General features: G+C 68.5%; 14 protein-coding genes. 5 read left to right on the top strand and 9 right to left on the bottom strand.

Annotated features, from left to right (window positions below):
- Positions 1–63: 63 nt before the first annotated feature.
- Positions 64–693 (bottom strand): L-threonylcarbamoyladenylate synthase, encoded by a 630-nt coding sequence (locus PIGHUM_RS13960; RefSeq protein WP_124080177.1) that lies wholly within the window; start codon positions 691–693, stop codon positions 64–66.
- 42 nt (positions 694–735) lie between these two features.
- The gene (locus PIGHUM_RS13955; protein WP_124080176.1) at positions 736–2,091 is read right to left on the bottom strand and encodes a tryptophan--tRNA ligase; all 1,356 of its coding nucleotides are present in this window, start codon (positions 2,089–2,091) and stop codon (positions 736–738) included.
- Positions 2,092–2,210: 119 nt separating this feature from the next.
- On the opposite strand from PIGHUM_RS13955, the gene PIGHUM_RS13950 reads away from it, so the two are divergent.
- Positions 2,211–2,423, top strand: a complete 213-nt coding sequence (locus PIGHUM_RS13950) for an RNA-binding S4 domain-containing protein (RefSeq protein WP_124080175.1) — start codon at positions 2,211–2,213, stop codon at positions 2,421–2,423.
- 128 nt (positions 2,424–2,551) lie between these two features.
- Here PIGHUM_RS13950 and polA read toward each other — a convergent pair whose 3' ends face one another.
- The gene (gene polA, locus PIGHUM_RS13945; protein WP_124080174.1) at positions 2,552–5,272 is read right to left on the bottom strand and encodes a DNA polymerase I; all 2,721 of its coding nucleotides are present in this window, start codon (positions 5,270–5,272) and stop codon (positions 2,552–2,554) included.
- A 58-nt stretch (positions 5,273–5,330) separates the two neighbouring features.
- On the opposite strand from polA, the gene PIGHUM_RS13940 reads away from it, so the two are divergent.
- From PIGHUM_RS13940 to PIGHUM_RS13930, 3 genes are all read left to right on the top strand, one after another.
- The gene (locus tag PIGHUM_RS13940) at positions 5,331–6,068 is read left to right on the top strand and encodes an LOG family protein (RefSeq protein WP_425466729.1); all 738 of its coding nucleotides are present in this window, start codon (positions 5,331–5,333) and stop codon (positions 6,066–6,068) included.
- A gap of 113 nt (positions 6,069–6,181) precedes the next feature.
- Positions 6,182–7,150 (top strand): homoserine kinase, encoded by a 969-nt coding sequence (locus PIGHUM_RS13935; protein WP_124080172.1) that lies wholly within the window; start codon positions 6,182–6,184, stop codon positions 7,148–7,150.
- A 71-nt stretch (positions 7,151–7,221) separates the two neighbouring features.
- On the top strand, positions 7,222–8,001 hold the full coding sequence (locus PIGHUM_RS13930; protein WP_124080171.1) for a BPSS1780 family membrane protein: 780 nt from the start codon (positions 7,222–7,224) through the stop codon (positions 7,999–8,001).
- A 31-nt stretch (positions 8,002–8,032) separates the two neighbouring features.
- Here the strand turns inward: PIGHUM_RS13930 and PIGHUM_RS13925 are convergent, their stop codons facing one another.
- Genes PIGHUM_RS13925 through PIGHUM_RS13905 form a run of 5 tightly spaced genes read right to left on the bottom strand, consistent with a single transcriptional unit; the run spans position 8,033 to position 14,577 of the window.
- On the bottom strand, positions 8,033–9,544 hold the full coding sequence (locus PIGHUM_RS13925) for an efflux transporter outer membrane subunit (RefSeq protein ID WP_124080170.1): 1,512 nt from the start codon (positions 9,542–9,544) through the stop codon (positions 8,033–8,035).
- Positions 9,545–9,558: 14 nt separating this feature from the next.
- Positions 9,559–10,674, bottom strand: a complete 1,116-nt coding sequence (locus PIGHUM_RS13920) for an ABC transporter permease (protein ID WP_124080169.1) — start codon at positions 10,672–10,674, stop codon at positions 9,559–9,561.
- A gap of 5 nt (positions 10,675–10,679) precedes the next feature.
- The gene (locus PIGHUM_RS13915) at positions 10,680–11,810 is read right to left on the bottom strand and encodes an ABC transporter permease (protein ID WP_124080168.1); all 1,131 of its coding nucleotides are present in this window, start codon (positions 11,808–11,810) and stop codon (positions 10,680–10,682) included.
- Positions 11,807–13,579, bottom strand: a complete 1,773-nt coding sequence (locus PIGHUM_RS13910; RefSeq protein WP_124080167.1) for an ATP-binding cassette domain-containing protein — start codon at positions 13,577–13,579, stop codon at positions 11,807–11,809. The genes PIGHUM_RS13915 and PIGHUM_RS13910 overlap by 4 nt, the downstream gene beginning before the upstream one ends.
- On the bottom strand, positions 13,576–14,577 hold the full coding sequence (locus PIGHUM_RS13905; protein WP_124080166.1) for an HlyD family secretion protein: 1,002 nt from the start codon (positions 14,575–14,577) through the stop codon (positions 13,576–13,578). The genes PIGHUM_RS13910 and PIGHUM_RS13905 overlap by 4 nt, the downstream gene beginning before the upstream one ends.
- 123 nt (positions 14,578–14,700) lie before the next feature.
- Here PIGHUM_RS13905 and PIGHUM_RS13900 point away from each other — a divergent pair, with 123 nt between their 5' ends.
- On the top strand, positions 14,701–15,393 hold the full coding sequence (locus PIGHUM_RS13900; protein ID WP_124080165.1) for a TetR/AcrR family transcriptional regulator: 693 nt from the start codon (positions 14,701–14,703) through the stop codon (positions 15,391–15,393).
- A 19-nt stretch (positions 15,394–15,412) separates the two neighbouring features.
- On the opposite strand, the gene PIGHUM_RS13895 is transcribed toward PIGHUM_RS13900, so the two are convergent.
- On the bottom strand, positions 15,413–20,221 hold a 4,809-nt coding region (locus tag PIGHUM_RS13895; protein WP_148087257.1), incomplete at its 5' end, for an autotransporter domain-containing protein.

Genomic DNA, 20,221 nt, shown 5'->3' with positions numbered 1-20,221 from the left:
CAGCGTCCCGCGCTTCCGGCCCGGCCGCGCGGGATTTTCGGCGCCGGGTCCGCCGCCTATTCTCTATTCCGCCAGGCCGAGCTGCGCGGGGTCGCCGCGGCCGCGCCGCAGCACCTGCGGTTCGGCGCCGGTCATGTCGAGCACCGTGGTCGGTTCGCGCGAGCAGGCCCCGCCATCCACGACCGCCGCCAACTGGTGTTCGTAGCGTTCGCGGATCTCGGCGGCGTCGTTCAGCGGATCCTCCTCGCCGGCGGGAATGAAGGTGCTGGACAGCAGCGGCTCGCCCATTTCCTCGAGCAGCGCCAGGGCGATGGGATGGTCGGGCACCCGTATCCCTATGGTCTTGCGCGAGGGATGGGAGACGCGGCGCGGCACCTCGCGCGTGGCCTCCAGGATGAAGGTCCACGGGCCGGGCGTGGCCGCCTTGAGCAGGCGGTACTGCTTGTTGTCCACGTGGGCGAACTGGCCGATTTCCGCCAGGTCGCGGCACAGCACCGTCAAGTGGTGGCGCTCATCGACGCCGCGCACCCGCCGCAGCGCCTCGACGGTGTGCTTGTCGTCCAGTTGCGCCACCAGGGCGTAGCTGGAGTCGGTCGGGATGGCGACCAGGCCGCCGCTGCGCACCAGCTGCGCGGCCTGCTTGATCAGCCGCAGCTGGGGGTTCTGGGGATGTACCGAAAAAAACTGAGCCATGTCTGTCCTCTTCGTATCGTTCGATGCGCCGGCCGGCCGCGTTCAGTCCGCGGCCAGCGCGCGCAGTTCGTCCAGCAGCTTGGCCAGCGCCGCGTCGCGGGCGGCCTGGTCGGCGTACGCCGGTCCGCTGGCCGCCTTGCCGCCGTCGAGGTAGAGCGCATAGGTATCGCCCTCGGCCTTGAGCGCCTGGCCCGGATCGGCCAGGCCGCGCAGGCGCTTGACCGCGGCGCCGGCGCCCTGCGCGTCGGCGTGGGCGACCGACAGCAGCAGGTCTTGTCCGTCGGCGGCCAGGAAGCGGAAGCGGAATGCGCCCGCCTCGTCGCGGAAGCTGACGAAGCGGGCCTGTTTGCCGGCCTTTTTCTTCGCGGCCGGCGCGGCGGCGCTGCGTGCCGCGCTCAAGCCCACCGCCGCCCGCAATTCGGCCATGAACGGCGTGGCCAGCGCGCGGGCCTTGCGCGCGCCCTCCTGCAGGATGTCTTCGATCTCGGCGGGCCTGGCCATCAGCGCGTCATAGCGTTCGCGCATGGGCGCGATCTCGCTTTCCAGGCGCTCGTACAGCGCCTGCTTGGCATCGCCCCAGCCCATGCCGGCTTCGAGCTGCCCGCGGAAGGCAGCCGATTCGGATTCGGAGGCGAAGGCGCGATAGATGGTGAAGAGCTGCGAGTTGTCGGCGTCTTTCGGTTCGCCCGGCAGCCGGGAGTCGGTGACGATGCGGCCGATCGCCTCCCGCAGCTGCTTGCTGGAGCCTTCGAAAAGCGGAATGGTGTTGTTGTAGCTCTTGGACATCTTGCGGCCGTCCAGGCCCGGCAGGGTGGCCACCGCGTCGTCGATCTGCTCGCGCGGCAGCACGAACACCTCGCGGCCGCCGCCGTAGATGTGGCTGAAGCGCTGCGCGATGTCGCGCGCCATTTCGAGATGCTGGATCTGGTCGCGGCCCACCGGGACGCGGTGCGCGTTGAACATCAGGATGTCCGCCGCCATCAGTATCGGATAGCAGAACAGGCCCATGTTGATGCCGGCATCCGGGTCTTCGCTGTCGGCGACGTTCTGGTCTACCGAGGCTTTGTAGGCATGCGCGCGGTTCATCAGCCCCTTGGGGGTGACGCAGGTCAGCAGCCAGCACAGTTCGGGGATCTCGGGCAGGTCGGACTGGCGGTAGAAGGTGACGCGCTGCGGGTCCAGGCCCGCGGCCAGCCAGGTGGCCGAGATCTGCAGGCGCGAGCTCTGCAGGCGAAGCGGATCCTCGCACTTGATCAGCGCGTGGTAGTCGGCCATGAAGAAGAAGGCATCGTTGTCCGGATCGCGGCTCGCTTCGATGGCGGGCCGGATGGCGCCGACGTAGTTGCCCAGGTGGGGCGTGCCGGTGGTCGTGATGCCGGTGAGGATGCGGGTTCTCATGTTTCTGGACGCTGCGGGCATGCGGAACGTAAGGTCAGAGCGCAGTGTAACTCCCGAGGCACGGCGCCGTCCGGCTTGGCGGATAATGGGAGATTGCCATTTTCGAACCGAGCGCGTCCATGCCTGCCCTGATGTTCACTCTGACCGGCGAATTCATTCCGCTGTGCGATCTGCTCAAGCTGACGGCGCTGGCCGATTCGGGCGGCGCGGGAAAAGCGCTGGTGGCCGGGGGGCTGGTGAAGGTGGACGGGAAGGTCGAACTGCGCAAGACGTGCAAGATACGGGCGGGACAGGTGGTCGAGTTGGCGGGACAGCAGATCAAGGTGAAGTAAAAGCTTCGCCGACAGCGATCATCCCGGGAGCGTCTCGAACCTCCTCCAGGAAACCGCGGATCTGGCTCCGCCAGTCCGCCAGTTTCGCCCCCTGGGGGGCGCGCGTCAGCGCGTAGGGGGGGGCCCTATCAATGCGCCTGTTCCCAGGTATATCCCGACCCGACTTCGGCCACCAGCGGCACCTTCAATTCCGCCACGCCGCACATCAGCGCGGGCAGCCGCGTGGCGACGATCTCGCTTTCTTCGCGCGGGACTTCCAGTACCAGTTCGTCGTGCACCTGCATGACCAGGCGCGCGCCGAGCTTGTCGGCTTCGAGCCAGTCCTGGACCTGCACCATGGCCATTTTGATGAGGTCGGCGGCGGTGCCCTGCATGGGAGCGTTGATGGCCGCGCGTTCGGCGGCCTGGCGGCGCGGGCCGCTGCCGCCGCGGATTTCGGGCAGCCACAGGCGGCGGCCGAAGACGGTTTCGACGTAGCCGCGTTCGCGGGCCTGTTCGCGGGTGTCGTCCATGTAGCGGGCCACGCCGGGGTAGCGCGCGAAGTAGCGGTCGATGTAGTGCTTGGCCGCGTCGCGCGTGATGCCCAGGTTGCTGGCCAGGCCGAAGGCGCTCATGCCGTAGATCAGGCCGAAGTTGATGACCTTGGCGTAGCGGCGCTGTTCGCCGTTGACTTCGTCGGGAGTCACACCGAAGATTTCCGCGGCGGTGGCGCGGTGGATGTCTTCGCCGCGCGCGAAGGCGGACAGCAGGTTTTCGTCGCCGGAGATGTGCGCCATGATGCGCAATTCGATCTGGGAATAGTCGGCCGAGACGATCAGGTTGCCGGTGTCGGCCACGAAGGCTTCGCGCACGCGCCGGCCTTCGGGGGTGCGCACCGGGATGTTCTGCAGGTTGGGATCGCTGGAAGCCAGCCGTCCCGTCACGACCGCGGCCTGGGCGTAGCGCGTGTGCACGCGGCCGGTGCCCGGATTGATCATCTTGGGCAGTTTGTCGGTGTAGGTGGACTTGAGCTTGGCCAGGCCCCGGTAGCTGAGCAGGGCCTGCGGCAGCGGGTAGTCCTCGGCCAGCTTGGTCAGCACGTCTTCGTCGGTGGAAGGCGCGCCGCTCGCGGTCTTCTTGACCACGGGCAGTTGCAGCTTGCCGAACAGGATTTCGCCCAGTTGCTTGGGCGAGTTCAGGTTGAACGGCTGGCCGGCCAGTTCGTAGGCGCGCTGTTCGAGCACCAGCAGTTCCTGGCCGATGGCATGGCTCTGGCGCCCGAGCTCCTCCGGATCGATGCGCACGCCATTGCGCTCGACCGCCACCAGTACGCGCGAAACCGGCATTTCGATGGCGTAGATGCGCGCCAGCCCGGCGTCGGCCTCGATGCGCGGATACAGCACGGCGTGCAGTTGCAGGGTGTAGTCCACGTCTTCGCTGGCGTACTGGGTCGCGACGTCGAGCGCGACCTCGTCGAAGCAGATCTGTTTCACGCCTTTGCCGCAGACGTCCTCGAACGACAGGCCCTTGCGGCCCAGCCAGCGCTGCGCCAGCTCGTCCAGGGATACGCCGCGATGCGATTCCAATACGTAGGCCTGCAGCATGGTGTCGTGCGCCGTGCCGCGCAGAGCGATCCCGGCGTTGGCCAGCACGTGGGTGTCGTATTTGGCGTTGTGCAGCAGCTTGGGCGCGTCGGCGTTCTCGAGCCAGGGCTTCAGGCGCGCCAGGACTTCGTCCTTGGGCAGCTGCCCGACGGCGTCGGGATGGCGGTGCGCCAGCGGGATGTAGCAGGCGCGCCCCGGCTCCACCGCCAGCGACAGGCCGACCAGCCGGGCCTGCATTTCGGAGAGCGAATCGGTTTCGGTGTCCAGCGCCACCAGCGGCGCGGCCTGCACCGCCTGCAGCCAGCGCTCGAAGGTTTCCCAGTCTGCGACCATGTCGTATTGCACGTTCTCCGGCGCCGGCGGGGCGTCGGCCTGCACCCGCGAATCGCCTTCGGGAATGCGGCCCTCGTCGCCGGTCAGTTCGCGCAGCCAGCTGCGGAAACCGTAGCGCTCGTACATGGCCTCGAGCTTCTCGCGCTCCACCGGCCGCATGGTCAGGGCTTCCAGGCCGGAGATGTGCGCAGCCAGGTCGCAATCGGTGCGTATGGTGATCAGTTCGCGCGTGAGGGGAAAGTTCGGGATCGCATTGCGCAGGTTGGCGCCGGCCACGCCCTTGACCGCCTCGGCCTGGGCCACGAGCGCTTGCAGCGAGCCGTACTGGTTGAGCCATTTGGCAGCGGTCTTGGGGCCGACTTTCTCGACGCCGGGCACGTTGTCCACGGTGTCGCCGATCAGCATCAGGTAGTCGATGATGCCCTCTGGCGGCACGCCGAATTTCTGCTGCACGCCGGCGGCGTCCAGCGTTTCCGAGGTCATGGTGTTGACCAGCGTGACGTGGTCGTTGACCAGTTGCGCCATGTCCTTGTCGCCGGTGGACACGATGCTGCGCACGCCTTCGGCGGCCGCGCGCGCAGTCAGCGTGCCGATCACGTCGTCGGCCTCGATGCCCTCGATGGCGAACACCGGCCAGCCCTGGGCGCGGATGGCCTCCAGGATGGGACCGACCTGGCGCGACAGGTCTTCGGGCATGCTGGCGCGGGTCGCCTTGTATTCGGGGTAGAGGTCGTCGCGGAAAGTCTTGCCGGGCGCATCGAAGATGCAAGCCAGGTAGTCTGCCTTATGATCGTTCAATGCGCGCCGCAGCATGTTCAGCACGCCGTACAGCGCACCGGTCGGTTCCCCTTGCGCATTGCGCAGGTCGGGCAGCGCGTGATAGGCGCGATAGAGATAGCTGGAACCGTCGACCAACAGCAACGTCTTGATCATGATCAAACACAGAGAAATCGAAATAGGCAGAGAAGAGCCGCACAGCGCAACCGATGCGCTGACGCGCAAGACCGGCCGCGTACCCGGCCTGCGGGACGTGGTGAACGCCGAGCTCGCCACCGCCGCCAAGGCGCGCGAGTCATGGCATGTCCTGGGGATTATGTCAGAGTTCTTCGAGGCTTCCGAGCGGCTGGCCCAGATCCGGCCGGCCGTCAGCATCTTCGGCAGCGCCCGGATACCGGAAACGGATCCTCGCTACGAACTGGCCGAAACCATCGCGCGCAAACTTTCGGAGGCGGGCTTTTCGGTCATTTCCGGCGGCGGCCCCGGCATCATGGAGGCCGCCAACAAAGGCGCCTACGACGGCCCCAGCCCCAGCGTCGGGCTGAACATCGAGCTGCCGCACGAGCAGACCAGCAACGCCTACCAGAACATCAGCCTGTTCTTTCGCCACTTCTTCCCGCGCAAAGTGGCTTTCGTGAAGTTCGCGCTGGCCTACGTGGTGCTGCCCGGCGGCTTCGGCACCTTGGACGAACTGTTCGAGGCGCTGACGCTGGTGCAGACCAACAAGAGCCGGCGCATGCCCATCATCCTGGTCGGCTCGGACTACTGGAGCGGCCTGCTCGAGTGGATCCGCGCCCAGCCGCTGGCCCACGGGCTGATCTCGCCGGCCGACCCCGACCTGGTGCGACTGCTCGACGACCCCGACGCCGTCGTCAATGCGATCTTCGATTTCTACCAGCACGAAGGCTTCACCCAGTCCGCGGACGAACGCGAACGCTTGCTGAATCTTTGAACGCGCGCCGCCCGCGGCGCAGCCGCGGCGCGGCCTGCCGCGTAAAACCGGGACGTTGACGCTAGAATGCGGTAAATCGTCGTCGTTTCCCGCCTCATTCCCCCTGCTCACCCATGGCCGTCTTCACCCCCGTCACCGAAACGGACGCCCAGGCACTGCTCGCGCACTACGCATTGGGCGAGTTGCGCGCCCTGCGCGGCATCCCTTCCGGCATCGAAAATACCAATTACTTCCTCACGACCAGCCAGGGCGAGTACGTGCTGACGCTGTTCGAGCGCCTCACGCGCGAGCAGCTGCCGTTCTACATCGACCTGATGACGCACCTGGCGGAACACGGCATTCCCGTTCCCCACCCCCAGGCCGCCCACGACGGGCGCCGGCTGGCGGAACTGCACGGCAAGCCGTGCACCATCGCCACGCGGCTGCCGGGCAAGTGCGAAATGGCGCCCGAGCCCGTCCACTGCGAGCAGGTCGGCAGGACGCTCGCCCGCCTGCACCTGGCCGGCCAGGATTTCCCGCTGCGCCAGCCCAATCTGCTGGGCCTGCCCTGGTGGCAGCAGACCGCGCCCGTGGTCTCGCCCTACCTCGCAAGCGATACCGCCGCCATGCTGGCCGACGAGGTCGCCTTCCAGACCGTCTTCGCCCGGACCGATACCTACCGCGCCTTGCCGCAAGGACCGGCCCACTGCGACCTGTTCCGCGACAATGTGCTGTTCGCCGGCACGCGCCAGGCGCCCGAACTCGGCGGTTTCATCGACTTCTATTTCGCCGGCTGCGATCACTGGCTGTTCGACCTTGCCGTATGCGTCAACGATTGGTGCATCGACCACGCGCAAGGCGTCATCCGGCCGGAGCTGGCCGGCGCCCTGCTGGCGGCCTACGCCCAGGTCCGGCCGCTGAACGACGCCGAACGCGAGGCCTGGAGTGCCATGCTGCGCGCGGCGGCCCTGCGGTTCTGGCTGTCGCGGCTGCGCGACTTCCATCTGCCCAGGCCTGCCCAGACGCTGACGCCGCACGACCCGACCCACTTCGAACGCATCCTGCGCCTACGGCGCGGCCATGCGCCCATCGCGCTGCCCTGAGCCATGACAGACTTTCGCTTTCCCGCCGCACCCGCCCGTGCGTTTCTCCGCCATTGCCAGGAGGGCCGCTGATGCAAGCCGCCTCTCTGCCGGCCAAGGCCGGCTGGCAATGGGCGCGCGAGGGCCTCGCCCTGTTCCGCATGCAGCCCATGGCCATGTTCACCTGGGCGCTGACGGTGGGCTTCATGGTGGTGATCGCCAGCATACTCAATCCCATCGGCCCCATCCTGTTCGTCGCCGGCATGCCGTCGATCACCGTCATGAGCCTGGAGGCCTGCCGCGCCATCGAGCAGGGCAAGACCGTGCTGCCGCTGCGCCTGTTCCTGGCGCTCAAGCCGCCCGGACTGTTCAAGAAACTGCTGGCCATGGGCGCGATCTACGTCGCGGCGGTGCTGCTGGCGGGGCTGGTGTCGTTCCTGCCCTTCGCCGACAGCCTGCGCGATGCGCTCCAGGGCATGGCCGACAACGACGTCACGCCGCTTCTGACCGCGCTGCGCATGCCCCTGATCGTGTTCGGCGTCCTGTACGTCATCATCGCCGGCCTGTTCTGGCATGCGCCGGCGCTGGTCGCCTGGCACAAGCTCGGTCTGCGCAAGGCCTTGTTCTTCTCGGGCATCGCCTGCTGGCGCAACAAGGGCGCGTTCCTGGTGTACGGCCTGACCTGGCTGGCGGTGGTGCTGGCCCTGGAAGCCGGCACCGGCCTATTGGAAGCCGTCGGGGTATCGGACACCATCGCCGACCTGATCCAGATGCCGTTCAATTTCGCCGCGGCGGCGGTGCTCTATTGCAGCTTCTATCCGACCTACACCCGCGTATTCGGCCAGCCGCCCGCATCGGCATTCGGGACGTGACGCAGGCCGGGGCGCACCGCCCTGCCCCGCTTCAGCGCACGCCAGCGGTTTCCCGCGGCACGTTGCCGATGGCCTTGTTGATCGCCACGTAGCGCGTGCCCAGGCGTCCTTCGCTGGCGGCCAGGTCACGGCGCGCCTGCAGGAAGCTCCGCCGGCTGTCGAGCACTGCCATGAAATCGACCGCTCCGCCCTCGTAGCGCGCCCGGGCCAGCGCATAAGCGTCGCCGGCGTTCTGCACACGCGCATGAAGCTGTTGCGCCTGCTGCGTTTCCGCGGCATAGGCACTGAGGGCATCGTCGATTTCCTGCCATGCCTTGAGTACCGTCTGCTGGTAATTCACGGCCGCTTCCTGCTGTTCCAGCTCGCGCAATCTCACGACGCTCTTGCGGCGGCCATGGTCGAACAGCGGAAGATCGAGGCTCGGCCCGATCGACCATGTGCGGCTGCCCCAATCGGCAAACTCTCCGCCGAGATAGGATTCGTAGCCGAAATGCGCGCCCAGGCGGATGCTCGGATACAGTTCCGCCCGCGCCACGCCGATGCCGGCGGTGGCGCGGTGCAGGCGGGCTTCGGCGGCGCGGATGTCGGGCCGGCGCAGGGCGACTTCCGAAGGCAGTCCCAGTGCCAGGTCGGGCAACACTGCCGCTGTTTCGCCGGCCTCGGCCGTCAGCATGTCGCGCAACGCACCCGGCCGTTCGCCCAGCAACACCCCGAGCCGGTTGGCGCCGGCGCCTTCCTCGGCGAGCAACCCGGGCAGGCGTGCCTTGATCGCAGCCAGCTCGGCGCGCTGCCGCTCCAGCTCGAAGTGATCGATGACGCCGCCTCGCACGCGCGCCGCCAGAATTTGCGTGCGCTCCTCCAGGGCGGCGATGTCCTCTCTGGCCAGCCGGATCTGGCGCTGGGCGGTGCGCAGTTCGAAGTAGTTGCGCGCCACATCGCTGGCCAGGCTCAGCCGCGCCAGCTCGAGCAGAGCCGCCTGGCTGCGCGCCTCGGCATCGGCGGCCTCGACGGAGCGACGCACGCGCCCCCAGAGGTCGAGTTCCCACGACGCATCGAAGCCGGCCTGGTAGAGCGTGAACGGCTGGCTCAACGCCTTGGCCAAGGTTTCGCGGTTGCCGCCTATGGCGTCGATCATGCGGGTGCCGGCTCCGTATTCGCTCTGGCGCTGGCGATGGACGCCGCCGCTCGCATCGATCTGCGGTCCGCGCTGCGCGGCGACCGTGCTGCGCTGCACGCGCGCCTGCGCAAAGCGCAGCGCGGCGGTCTGGAGATCGGGGCTGGCTTCGAGGGCTTGCCGCTGGAGCCGGTTCAGCACCGGATCGCCGAAGGCCTCCCACCACTGCGGCCGAAGCGCTGCTCCCGCATCGATCGGCGCGCGCAACGTGTCATCGGCGCCGCGCCAGCTCGTCCAGTCGTCCGGCGCCTCCGGTTCGGGTTTGGCGAAATCCGGCCCCGCGGCGCATCCGGCCAGCGCCAGGAACAGCGCGCAGGATGCCAGGCCGGCGCGCAAACGGGGAGGATGGGGACGACGCAAGTCGGACATGGCGATACCCACGGTCAGGTCATACGGTTGCGGAACAGCCAGGCCGCCAACGGCAGCGTCACGGCGGCCAGCACCAGCAGGGGAATGAATTCGAGCCCGACCTCGGCCAGGCCGGCGCCTTCCAGATAAATGCCGCGCACGATGCTCATGCCGAAACGCAGCGGATTGGCATAGGTGGCGATCTGGAGCGCCTCGGGCATGTTGCGCACCGGCGTGAGCAGGCCGGACAGCAGCATCAGCGGCATGATGAGCAGGAAGGTGTAGAGCATGGCCTGCTGCAGGCTCGTCGACAGCGCCGAGATCGACAACCCCAGGCCCACCACCGCGATGTTGAAGGTGACCAGCCCCAGATAGAGCAGCCCCACCGAGCCATTCATCGGGATCTCGAACCAGAACCGGATGATCAGGAAGATGATGGTGGATTGCAGCAGGCCCACGGCGATCGCCGGCATCGCTTTGCCGATCAGGATCTGCATGGGGGTCAGCGGCGTCACCAGCAATTGGTCGAAGGTGCCCTGCTCGCGCTCGCGGGCGACCGACAGCGCGGACAGCAGCAAGGTCTGCAGCATGCTCAACGCGGCGATCAGGCCCGGCATCAGGTTCCAGCGCGACTCCAGGTTCGGGTTGTACCAGGCGCGCCGTTCGATCGCGATGCCGCGCGCATCACCCCCCAGCGAGGCGTTGTAGCCGGCCACGATGGCGCCGACGTAGCTGGCGGCGGCCCCGGCAGTCGAGGAATTGCGGCCATCCACGATGACCTGCAGCGGCGCGCGCTGGCCGGCCGCGAGCCGGTTCTGGAAGTCTGACGGAATGACGATCACCATCAGCGCCTTCCCGGCATCGACCTGGCCGGCGACCTGTTCCGGCGAGCGCAGCGTGGCCTCGCGCACGAACATGCCGCTGCCATCGAGCCGCGCCAGCAGCTCGACCGATGCCGCGCTGCGGCTCTGGTCCAGCACCGCATAAGGCACGTGCTTGAGGTCGTAGGTGGCACCGTAGCCGAACAGCAGCGCCTGCATCAGCGCCGGCCCGAACAGGATGGCGCGGCTGGAGGGTTCCTTGACGATCGCCAGCAGTTCCTTGAGGATGAGCGAACCGATCTGCGCAAGAGAAGCAATCAGGGAAGCCATCGGCATCAGTCCAGTTTCTTGCGCAGCGTACGCCGCGTCGCCCAGGCCAGTGCCACGGCATATCCGGTGAGGATGGACGTACTGCGCAGAATGGCCGGCCAATCGTCGCCCGCCAGAAACAAGGTCTTGACCAAGCCCATGAAATGGGTGGCGGGCAGCAGATTGCTGACTACCTGGATCGCCAGCGGGACGTTGCGCAGGTCGAAGACGAAGCCCGACAGCATCATCGCCGGCAGGAAGCTGGTCAGCAGCGCGACCTGGCTGGCCTGGAACTGATTTCGCGTAACGCCGGAAATGAACAGCCCCAGCAACAGCGAGACCGTCAGGTACAGCATCGACGTCAGGCCGATGACCAGCAGCGAACCGCGCATCGGCACCTCGAAGAGGAACTTCGCCGCCAGCAGACACAGCGCCAGGTCGATGGCGCCGATCACGAGATACGGCGCCAGCTTGGCCAGCACCAGTTCGGTCGGCCGCACCGGCGTCACGAACAGCGGCTCGAACGTGCCGCGCTCCCATTCGCGGGCGATCAGCAGCGAGGTGAGAAAGGCCCCGATCAGCGTCAGCACGAGCACGACCAGCCCGGGCACCAGATACCAGGTGCTGCTGCCCGCCTCGTTGAACCACATGCGCTGCACCACCTCCACGCCACCCGCGCCAGGCGGCTTGTTGCCGGCGCGATCGGCCTGCCGTTGCATCCAGGTGCCGATGGCGCCGCCGACATACCCTTCCAGCGTTTGCGCGGTCGTGGTGTTGGCGCCATTGAGCACGAGCTGGACGCGTGCATCGCCCGCCGCCAGGCGGCGCGAGAAATCAGGAGGAATGCGGACGATGCCATCGACCTCGCCCGCGCGCATGCGGGCCTCGGCATCGGCCATGCTGCGCGTCCAGACCGGCGACAGGTAGGAAGACCCCGACAATCCGTCGACAACCTGCCGCGCGATGGGCGAAACATCCTCCATGACCACGGCGACCGGCGCGTGCTTCACGTCGAACGACAGGCCATAGCCGAACAGCAGGATCAGCGCGGCGGGCAGCAGCAGGCCCACGGCCATATTGCTCTTGTCGCGCAGCATCTGCCGCACCTCCTTGCGCAGCAGGGCAATGAAGCGCCTGACGAAGCCGTTCCTGTTCATACGGCTCCCCCGGCACCTCGAGAAGCCTGGGCGCGGCCCTGTTCGACGATGGCGATGAAGGCGCTGTCCATGTCGGCGGCGCCATCGCCGCCGGCCTGCTCGCGCACCTCCCGAGGCGTGCCGAGCGCCAGCATCCTCCCGGCGTCCTGGATGGCGATGCGGTCGCAGTACTCCGCCTCTTCCATGAAATGGGTGGTGATGACGACGGTCACGCCACCTTGCGCAAGTCCGGTGATGGTGCGCCAGAAGGCGCGGCGCGCCAGCGGGTCGATACCGCTCGTCGGCTCGTCGAGGAACAGGATTTCCGGCTCGTGCAGCAGGCCGGCCGCCATGGCCAGGCGCTGCTTGTAGCCGCCGGGCAGCAATCCGCTGACGGCCTTGGGTTCCAGACCGAAGCGGTCGATCATCGCGGCCACGCGCTCGCGCCGCGCCTGGCCGCGCAGGCCGTAGGCGCCGCCGAAGAACTCCAGGTTCTCCCTCACTGTGAGGTTGCCGTACAGCGCGAACTTCTGCGAGACGTAGCCGATGCGGCCGCGCGCCCGCGCGCGTGCCGTGCGCAAGTTCAGGCCCGCCACTTCCAGGTGGCCGCTGGTGGCCGGCAGCAGCCCGCACAGCATGCGGAAGGTGGTGGTCTTGCCCGCGCCGTTGGGGCCCAGCAGGCCGAAGATCTCGCCGCGGGCCACTTCGAAGGAGGTGCTGGCGACCGCGGTGAAGTCGCCGAACTTGCGCACCAGGCCGCGCACCACGATCACCGGTCCGTCGTCCTTGGCCCTTGCAGCGGCCTGCGGGGCGGTGGTTTCCGGCTGCGGCGCCGATCCGGCATCTTCCTGGTGCCGGCGCAGCATCATCATGAAAGCGTCTTCCAGCTCCTGCGGCCGCGCCCGGCGCTCGGCGCCACCGAGCAGTTCGCCGAGCGCCCGTTCGTCCGCATCAGGCTGGCGGATGAAGCGCACCGCGCCGCCCTTGGGCACGGCATCGACGATCAGCGCCCCGGCGTCGATCAGGCGTGCCTGCAAGTCGCGGGCGGGGACGTCCGGCGTCGGCACCGCGGTGAAAGTCAACCCACGGGCGCGGCCGGCAAGCGCGGCCGGAGCCCCCTCGGCCAGCAGGCGGCCCTCGTGCATCACGAATACCTGCGCGCAGCGCTCGGCCTCATCCATGTACGCGGTGCTGACGATCACGCTCAGGTTCTCGTCATCGACCAGTTGCCGCACGATCTGCCACAGGTCGCGGCGCGACAGCGGATCGACGCCGACGCTAGGCTCGTCGAGCAACAGCAGATCGGGCGAGCGCACCAGCGTACAAGCCAGTCCCAGCTTCTGCTTCATGCCGCCGGACAGCTTGCCGGCCAGGCGGTCCGTGAAACGCGCCATGTCGGTCATTTCCAGCATGCGCGCAAAACGTTCGCGCCGCGCCTCACGCGGCACGCCATGCAGGTCGGCATACAGGTCCAGGTTCTCCTGCACGCTCAGGTCTTCATACAGGCCGAAGCGCTGCGGCATGTAGCTGATGCGGTCCTGCACCGCCTGCGGATCCCGAGCGGCGTCGATGCCCAGCACCAGCAGTGTTCCGGCGTCCGGCTCGAGCAAGCCGGCCACCATGCGCAGCAGCGTGGTCTTGCCCGCGCCGTCCGGGCCGACCAGCGCGGTCAGTTCGCCCGGCCGCACGCGCAAGGACACCTCGTTGACCGCATGCAGCGGTCCACCGCCCGGCGCCTCGAAGGTCTTGCGCAGGTTGTCGGCGACTACCGTAGCGCGGACATCGTTCATGGCGCGGCGTCCGCCTCCATGCGGACGGTTGCCGGCTGCCCCAGCCGCAGTACGTCCTGCGGGTCCTCGACCAGCACCCGCACTTCGTAGACCAGGCTGGTGCGCAATTCCTCGGTCTGGACCGACTTGGGCGTGAACTCGGCCACCGACGAGATGTAGCCGACCTTGCCGGCGATGGGCTGGCCGGGATGGCTGTCGGTCGCGACACGCGCCGCCATGCCGGGCTTGACCTTGCCAAGCTCGGTTTCCCCGACGTAGATGCGCACCCACTTGGGCTGGATCAACGCCAGCGCAAACACCGGACGCTGCGGCGTGGCCATGTCGCCCGGCTCGAGCAGGCGCGAACGCACGACCGCATCGGCGGGCGCCCGGAGTTCGCCTTGGGATATCTGATGCCGCAACAAGGTCAGTTGCGCTTGCGAAACCTTGAGCTGGGCGTCGGCGCCGGCGATATCCTCCTTGCGCGCCCCCGCTTCCGTCAGCCGCAGGGCTTCGCGCTGCTCCGCGACCTGCGCCTGGGCGATTTGCACGGCGCTCCTGGCGCGGTCCATGTCCTGCGCGCTGACGCCGCGGCCCTGCGTATTGGCGGCAATGCCCTGCAGACGCGCCAGGTCCTGTTCGACGCGGACGGCATCGGACTGCGCGGCAACCAGCCGGCTGCGCGCCTGGGCGATCTCCTGCGGGCGCGAACCATTGCGCAGGCGCAGCAGCGCCTGCTGCTGCACGCCGATTTGCGCCTGCGCCTGCTCGGCCTGCAGCGCCAGCGTCTGTGTATCCAGCACACCGAGAAGCGCGCCCGCCTCGACGCGGTCGCCTTCCTCTGCGCGCAGCTCCTTGACCCGGCCGCTGCCGTCGAAAGCCAAGGACACCTGCCGGATGTCCACGTTGCCGTAGAAAACCAGCGCGCCGCCGTCATCACGATGGCTGAAGCGCCACCCGCCCCAGACGGCAAGAGTCAGGGCAGCAATGGCCACGAGAAGAATGAGAGGCTTCTTCATGCTTGGAATTCCATGGTGTCAAAGGCGATTCGGATGGCGATCTCACATTAAATTTAAATTGAATTTAATATCAAGATCAAGCAGAATCGAAGCATTCAGCCCATTCGCAGGAACCTCGGATCGATGAGGAACACCTCCCGCAGCCCTCGCACGGATGGCGAGGCAACCCGTACACGCATCCTCGAAGCCGCCGGTGAACTCTTCGCCGCCCAGGGGTTCGCCGAAACCACCAGCAAAGCCATCGCCGCGCAAGCCGGCGTAGACCTGGCCTCGATCAATTACCACTTCGGCAGCCGCAGCGGGCTCTATCAGGCCGTCCTGACCGAAGCGCACCGCCGCTTGGTGGACGTCGCGGACCTGCAGCGGCTGGCTCGAAGCCCGGCGCCGGCGGCAGACAAGCTCAGCGCGCTGATCGACCGCATGGTCCGGAATGCATTGAGCGGACCGGAGAAGTGGCACATCAGCGTACTGACGGCCGAACTCCTCGCGCCTTCCTCGCACATCCAGGCCCTGTTCCAGTCGGAAATCCCGCTCAAGGCCTCGCTCGTCGCGGCCATCCTGAGCGAAATCACCGGCATCCCCGAAGATGAGCCCGCCCTCCAGCGCTGCCTGCTCAGCGTCATTGCGCCCTGCTTGCTGCTGCAGATCGGCAGGCGCGGCATTCCCGGCCCCGTGCAGACAATGCTGCAGATGCCGGGCGCGGTGCTGGTGGAGCATCTGAGCCGATTCGCCATGGCAGGACTGGAGGCGGTCAGCCGCGACTATGCCGGTTCAATATCTCGTCGTCGAGAGCCGGGGGGGCACGACGCTTCTTGAAGCCGCAGCCGGCGCCTCCTCACCACTGGTAGCGCATCAGCGCCCGGCCCGCTACCGCCTGCGTGCGATGGCCGAATTCTCCGTAGAGGCTCACGCCCACCGACAGGCGATTCGCCAGCCGCAGTTCCACGCCTGCCGAAACCAGGGCGAGGTCGGAAGTGGGCGCGAGCGCCGAACTGGTGAAATTGCCAGCGCCGAGCGCGTTGAAGGACGTATGCAGGTCGGGATTGTCTGAATGGTTGTGCGCCCATGCCGCCGAGGTCCTGACGGCGAGCGACTTGCCGCCTTCCAGCGCGAAGTTCTTATCGAACGCCAGTCCCAGCTCGGTGCGCACGTAATTGGCCGAACGCCGCTGGTACGCGAGCGTCAGATCGGCCGCCGCGCCGGAGCCTCCTGTTTCGGCATAGCCCGGCGTGGTCACGCGCTGCAATTGCAGGGCCGCATACGGCGTCACCGCGAACGACTCGCCCTCGAACCGGTAGCCGGCCTCCACCCGGCTCCCCACGCTGTGCGCATGGAAATCGGTCGCGTAGGTGGACTGGATCGCCGGCAGCGACCGGTCCGTGGTCATGCGATGCAGGGAATAGGACACGGCGGCCGCCGCGTAGGCCGCTCCCGCGCGTTGCAAGGCATAGGCGCCGACCTGCAGCGCGTTGTTGCGCCCGTTGAAGTGGTCGCCCACGTCGAAGTGCGCCACGCCGCTGCCCAGCGCAACCCCCACGGTGGTGTCGGGCGACACCTTGCTGTCATGGCCGATGACCAATCCCAGACTGCGTGAGGACAGGTTGCCGTTGCTGCGGGCGTCATCCATGCCCATCCGGGTGCTGTCGCCATAGATCTGCGCCCAGGTATTGTCGCGGCCGTCCTGCCAGGCTTCTCCGCCAGGCTGCCGTGAACCCGGCGGCACCGCGGCGCGGCTGGGGCGCACGTCGGTGGCACGCTGGAGCAGTACGCGGTTGAACGCCGTGCCCATCTGTTCTCCCACCATGGCGACCGACGATGCCGCCGCGCCGCTGACATTCCAGTAAGCCTGGCTCAGTTCCGTCACCGTCGGGATCTGCACCAGCCCCGCGACCAGCGGCTGGAAATGTTGCAGGCCCTGGCTCTGCGCCCGCGCGATCAGCGCGCCGATCTGCTGGCTGTCCGCGCCTAGGCCGAGCGGGCTGAAGTCTGCGGTGGAAGAGAGCGAAACGTCGTTCCCGCTGCGGTGCAGGGCAAAGCTCAGGATGGCCGTATTGCCTATCGACAGGCCCGAGGCGTCGACGCCGTCGGCCGCATGCAGGAACGAGCCGAGCGGCGTGGTCCCGGGCGCGATCAAGCCGCCGTTGACCAGCGTGGGCCGCAAGCTGCCCAGCAGCTTCGCCGACCCGCTGACCTCGAAGGCATCGATGCGGGCGTTGGCATGATCGACGCGCAAGTCCATGACCCCCGAGGCCGACTGCTCGAGCGAGCCGGTGATCCGCGTCACCGATCCGGCGGCGTTGCCGTTGGCCAGCACGCCGTCGTTGCGCAGCAAGCCGGTATCGCCCAGGTCCAGTGTCGACCCGGCGACCAGCGTGCCCGTGCCGAGGTTGTGCACGAGATTGCTGCCATCTTTCGCCAGGTGGATGTTGCCCTGGAGCGCGCCGCTGTTGTTGACCGTGGTGTCGCCGGAGATCGTGCGCACGGCCGCGCCGTCCGCGCCGTCGATGCTGCCCACGGAACCGCTGTTGTTGAGTTCGTTGGTCGGCCCTTCGAACTCCAGCGCGCTGCCGCCCGTGCCGCCCACGACCGTGGCCCCGGAAGCAATGTTCACGATGGGGTCGGTCGAAGACCAGGTCTTGATGCCGACCGCACCCTGTCCCGTTGCCACGACATTGACGCCCGACGCCACATTGACCTTGACCAGCCCGCTGCTGCCGCTCGTGCCGCCTTGCATCACGGTGGTCGTCCCATTGGTCACCAGCCCGCCGCCGCCCCGCACCGACTGGGCGACCACGCCATGGGCGCCGGCGCCTGTCGTGGCGATGGAGGCGTTGACGTTGACCGTCACGGCGCTGGCGTTGCCGGAGCCGGCCTTGAACGTCGGGGCGACTGCGCCGCCGGTGGAGATCACCGCGCCTCCACCGCCACCCACGCTTTGCGCGAGGATGCCGAAGGCGTTGACTCCCGAGGTCGAGATGGCGGCATTGCTGTTGACCAGCACTGCGCCGGCGTTCGAGCCGCTGGGCGCGCCGCCCAGCGTGGCGCTACCGGATGCGTAGGCCAGGCCGCCGCCACCCGCCACGCTCTGGGCCACGATGCCGATCGAGCCCGCGCCGGACGTGGTGATGGCCGCGCCGTTGGTCACTGCCGCGCTGTTGTTAGACGTCGATCCCGTATAGCTGCTGGAGTTGGTGACGCCGCCCAACACCACGTTGGTGGCATCGACCAGGCTGAGCCCGCCGCCACCGCCGATGTCCTGCGCGACGATGCCCGGCGACATCGCGCCGCTGGTGGCGATGCTGCCGCCCGTCAGATTGACCGCGACGGGGTTGGTGTAGTTGCTCCCGCCCTTGGTCGACCCCAACCGAACCGTGCCGCTGAACAGGCTGTTGTCGCTGGAAGCCGCCAGGGCCAGGCCGCCGCCTCCGGTGATGCTCTGCGCCAGCAGACCGGCCGATTGCAGGCCCGTGGTGCGGATGATCGCGCTGCCCGATACGTTGACCGTGCCGCTCATGCCGCTGCCGCCGACCTGGCCAAGCTGGCCGGTCACGGTGCCGTTGACGGCGGAACCGCCCGGCGCGCCGTAGAAGCTGGCGATACCGCCGCCGCCGCCGATCGACTGGGCGACGACCGCAGCGGAATTCGCGCCCGCCGTGCTGACCGCCGTTGCCGCGCCGCCGCTGCCCAGGCCTATCTTCACGGCATTGGCGACGCCCGAGCCGGCATCAGCGCCGAGCGTGAACGAAACGTTCATCTTGCCGCCCGCCGCCAGATTGCTGGCGCTGTAATAGCCGCCGCCGGCGCCGATGGATTGCGCCACCACGCCCGGAGCATTCGGGCCGGCCGTGCCGATGGCGTGCTCGTAGGCGGTGACCGAGACCGCCGCGCCGTAGTCGTTGCTCATGCCCGAGCCGCCCAGGTTCGCCGCATAGCTGGCGTTGCCGGCATTGTTGTAAGCTGCCACGACGGTGCCGCCGCCACCGCCGACCGACTGCGCCAATACTCCCGCGGAGCCGGCGCCCGCTGTACTGATGCCGGCGTTCTGCACCGTCGTCACGGTGCCCGAATAGCCGACGCCATTCTTGAAATCGGCCGATACGGCGTTGCCGCTGGCCAGCACCGCGCCGCCTCCGCCGCCTATGCTCTGCGCCAGCAGGCCGATCGACGCATCGCCCCAGGTCGCGATGCTGCCGCCGATGGCGCTGTTGCTGGCGCAATTGCCGCCGACGATGCTGTTGCAGACATTCACTGCCGCGCCATTGGAACCGCTGGGCGCCCCGCCCAGGGTCGCCGAACCTCCGCTCGTGGCCAGGCCGCCGCTGGCGATACTCTGCGCGACCAGGCCCGCCGACGCCCCGCCCACGGTCGTGACGACCGCGTTGCTCGAAAGATTGACCACGCCGCTGGCGTCGTCGGCCGTCCCGCCCAGCACGACGTTGCTCGCGCGCACCGCGCTGACCCCGCCGCCGCCGCCCACGCTCTGCGCAACGATGCCGGACGAGAACAAGCCGTAGGTCGTAACGCTGCCCGAAGCCGTGACATAGGCAGCGCCGCCGGCGCCGCCCGAACCGCCCTTGCTGCCCAGCGTCATCGTGCCGCTGAAGATGGCCGCGTTGCCGGTCGACGCCGTGGCCAGCCCGCCTCCGCCGCCTATGCTTTGCGCCAGCAGGCCGATCGATTGCATGCCGGTGGTCGTGACCGCCACGTTGCTGGTCAGGTTCACCGTCCCGCCATTGCCGCCGCTGCCGCCCGTGCCGCCCAGCGCGCCGCCTATGCTGGGCGTGTACGCGCCGGTCGCGCTACTGGTGGTGGCCGCCATGCCGGCGGTCCCGCCGCCACCGCCCACCGATTGCGCAACCACCGCCGGCGCATTGGCACCGCCGGTCACGATCTCGGCGCCGCTGCCGCCCAAGGCCACGGTAACGCTGCCGCCATTGCCGCCGCTGCCGCCCGTGCCGCCCAGCGCGAGGCTGGCCGACACCTTGTTGCCGCCGGTGGCGCCCGCGCTGGCGCCGCCGCCCTCGCCCCCACCGCCGCCTATCGATTGCGCCAGCACGGCGGCGGACATGTCGCCCAGCGTCTGCACCGTCACATTGGTGTTGACTGCCACCGCACCGCCCGAGCCTCCGCCGCCGGTCTTGCCGCCCAGGCTGGCGCCGAACGACGAGCCTCCGTCCGCGCCGCCCGCATTGGCGCTGGCGATGCTGCTGGACGAACCGCCCGAGCCGCCGCCACCTCCGATCGACTGGGCAAGGATGCCGGTCGAATGCACGCCGGCCGTCAGGATCGCCGCCCCCGTCATGGCCGACGTGCAGGCGCCGCCGGAGACCTGGCCGCAGACGTTGACCGCGCCGCCGGAGCTGCCGGAACCGGCGGCGCCGCCCAGCCCCAGGCTGACGGCATTCGCTCCGCCCGATTGCGCGGTGGACGTGGACGCGCCGCCACGGCCCCCTCCGCCTCCGACCGATTGCGCCAGGATGCCGGCCGCGTCGTCGCCGCTGGTGATGATCGCCGCCGTATACGCGCGGGTCTTGCCGCCGCTGGTGACGGTAACGGCCGAGCCCTGGGTGTTGCTGCCCGTCACGGACACCGCCCCGCCCGCCCCGCCGCCCTTGCCCGATCCGCCCAGCGACAGGCTCAGCGG

Origin of the sequence: Pigmentiphaga humi (assembly GCF_900606115.1) — a bacterium.
Taxonomy (GTDB): domain Bacteria; phylum Pseudomonadota; class Gammaproteobacteria; order Burkholderiales; family Burkholderiaceae_B; genus Pigmentiphaga; species Pigmentiphaga humi.
Note: the sequence above shows the minus strand (reverse complement) of the source record. Positions and strands in the feature narration are given on the sequence as shown.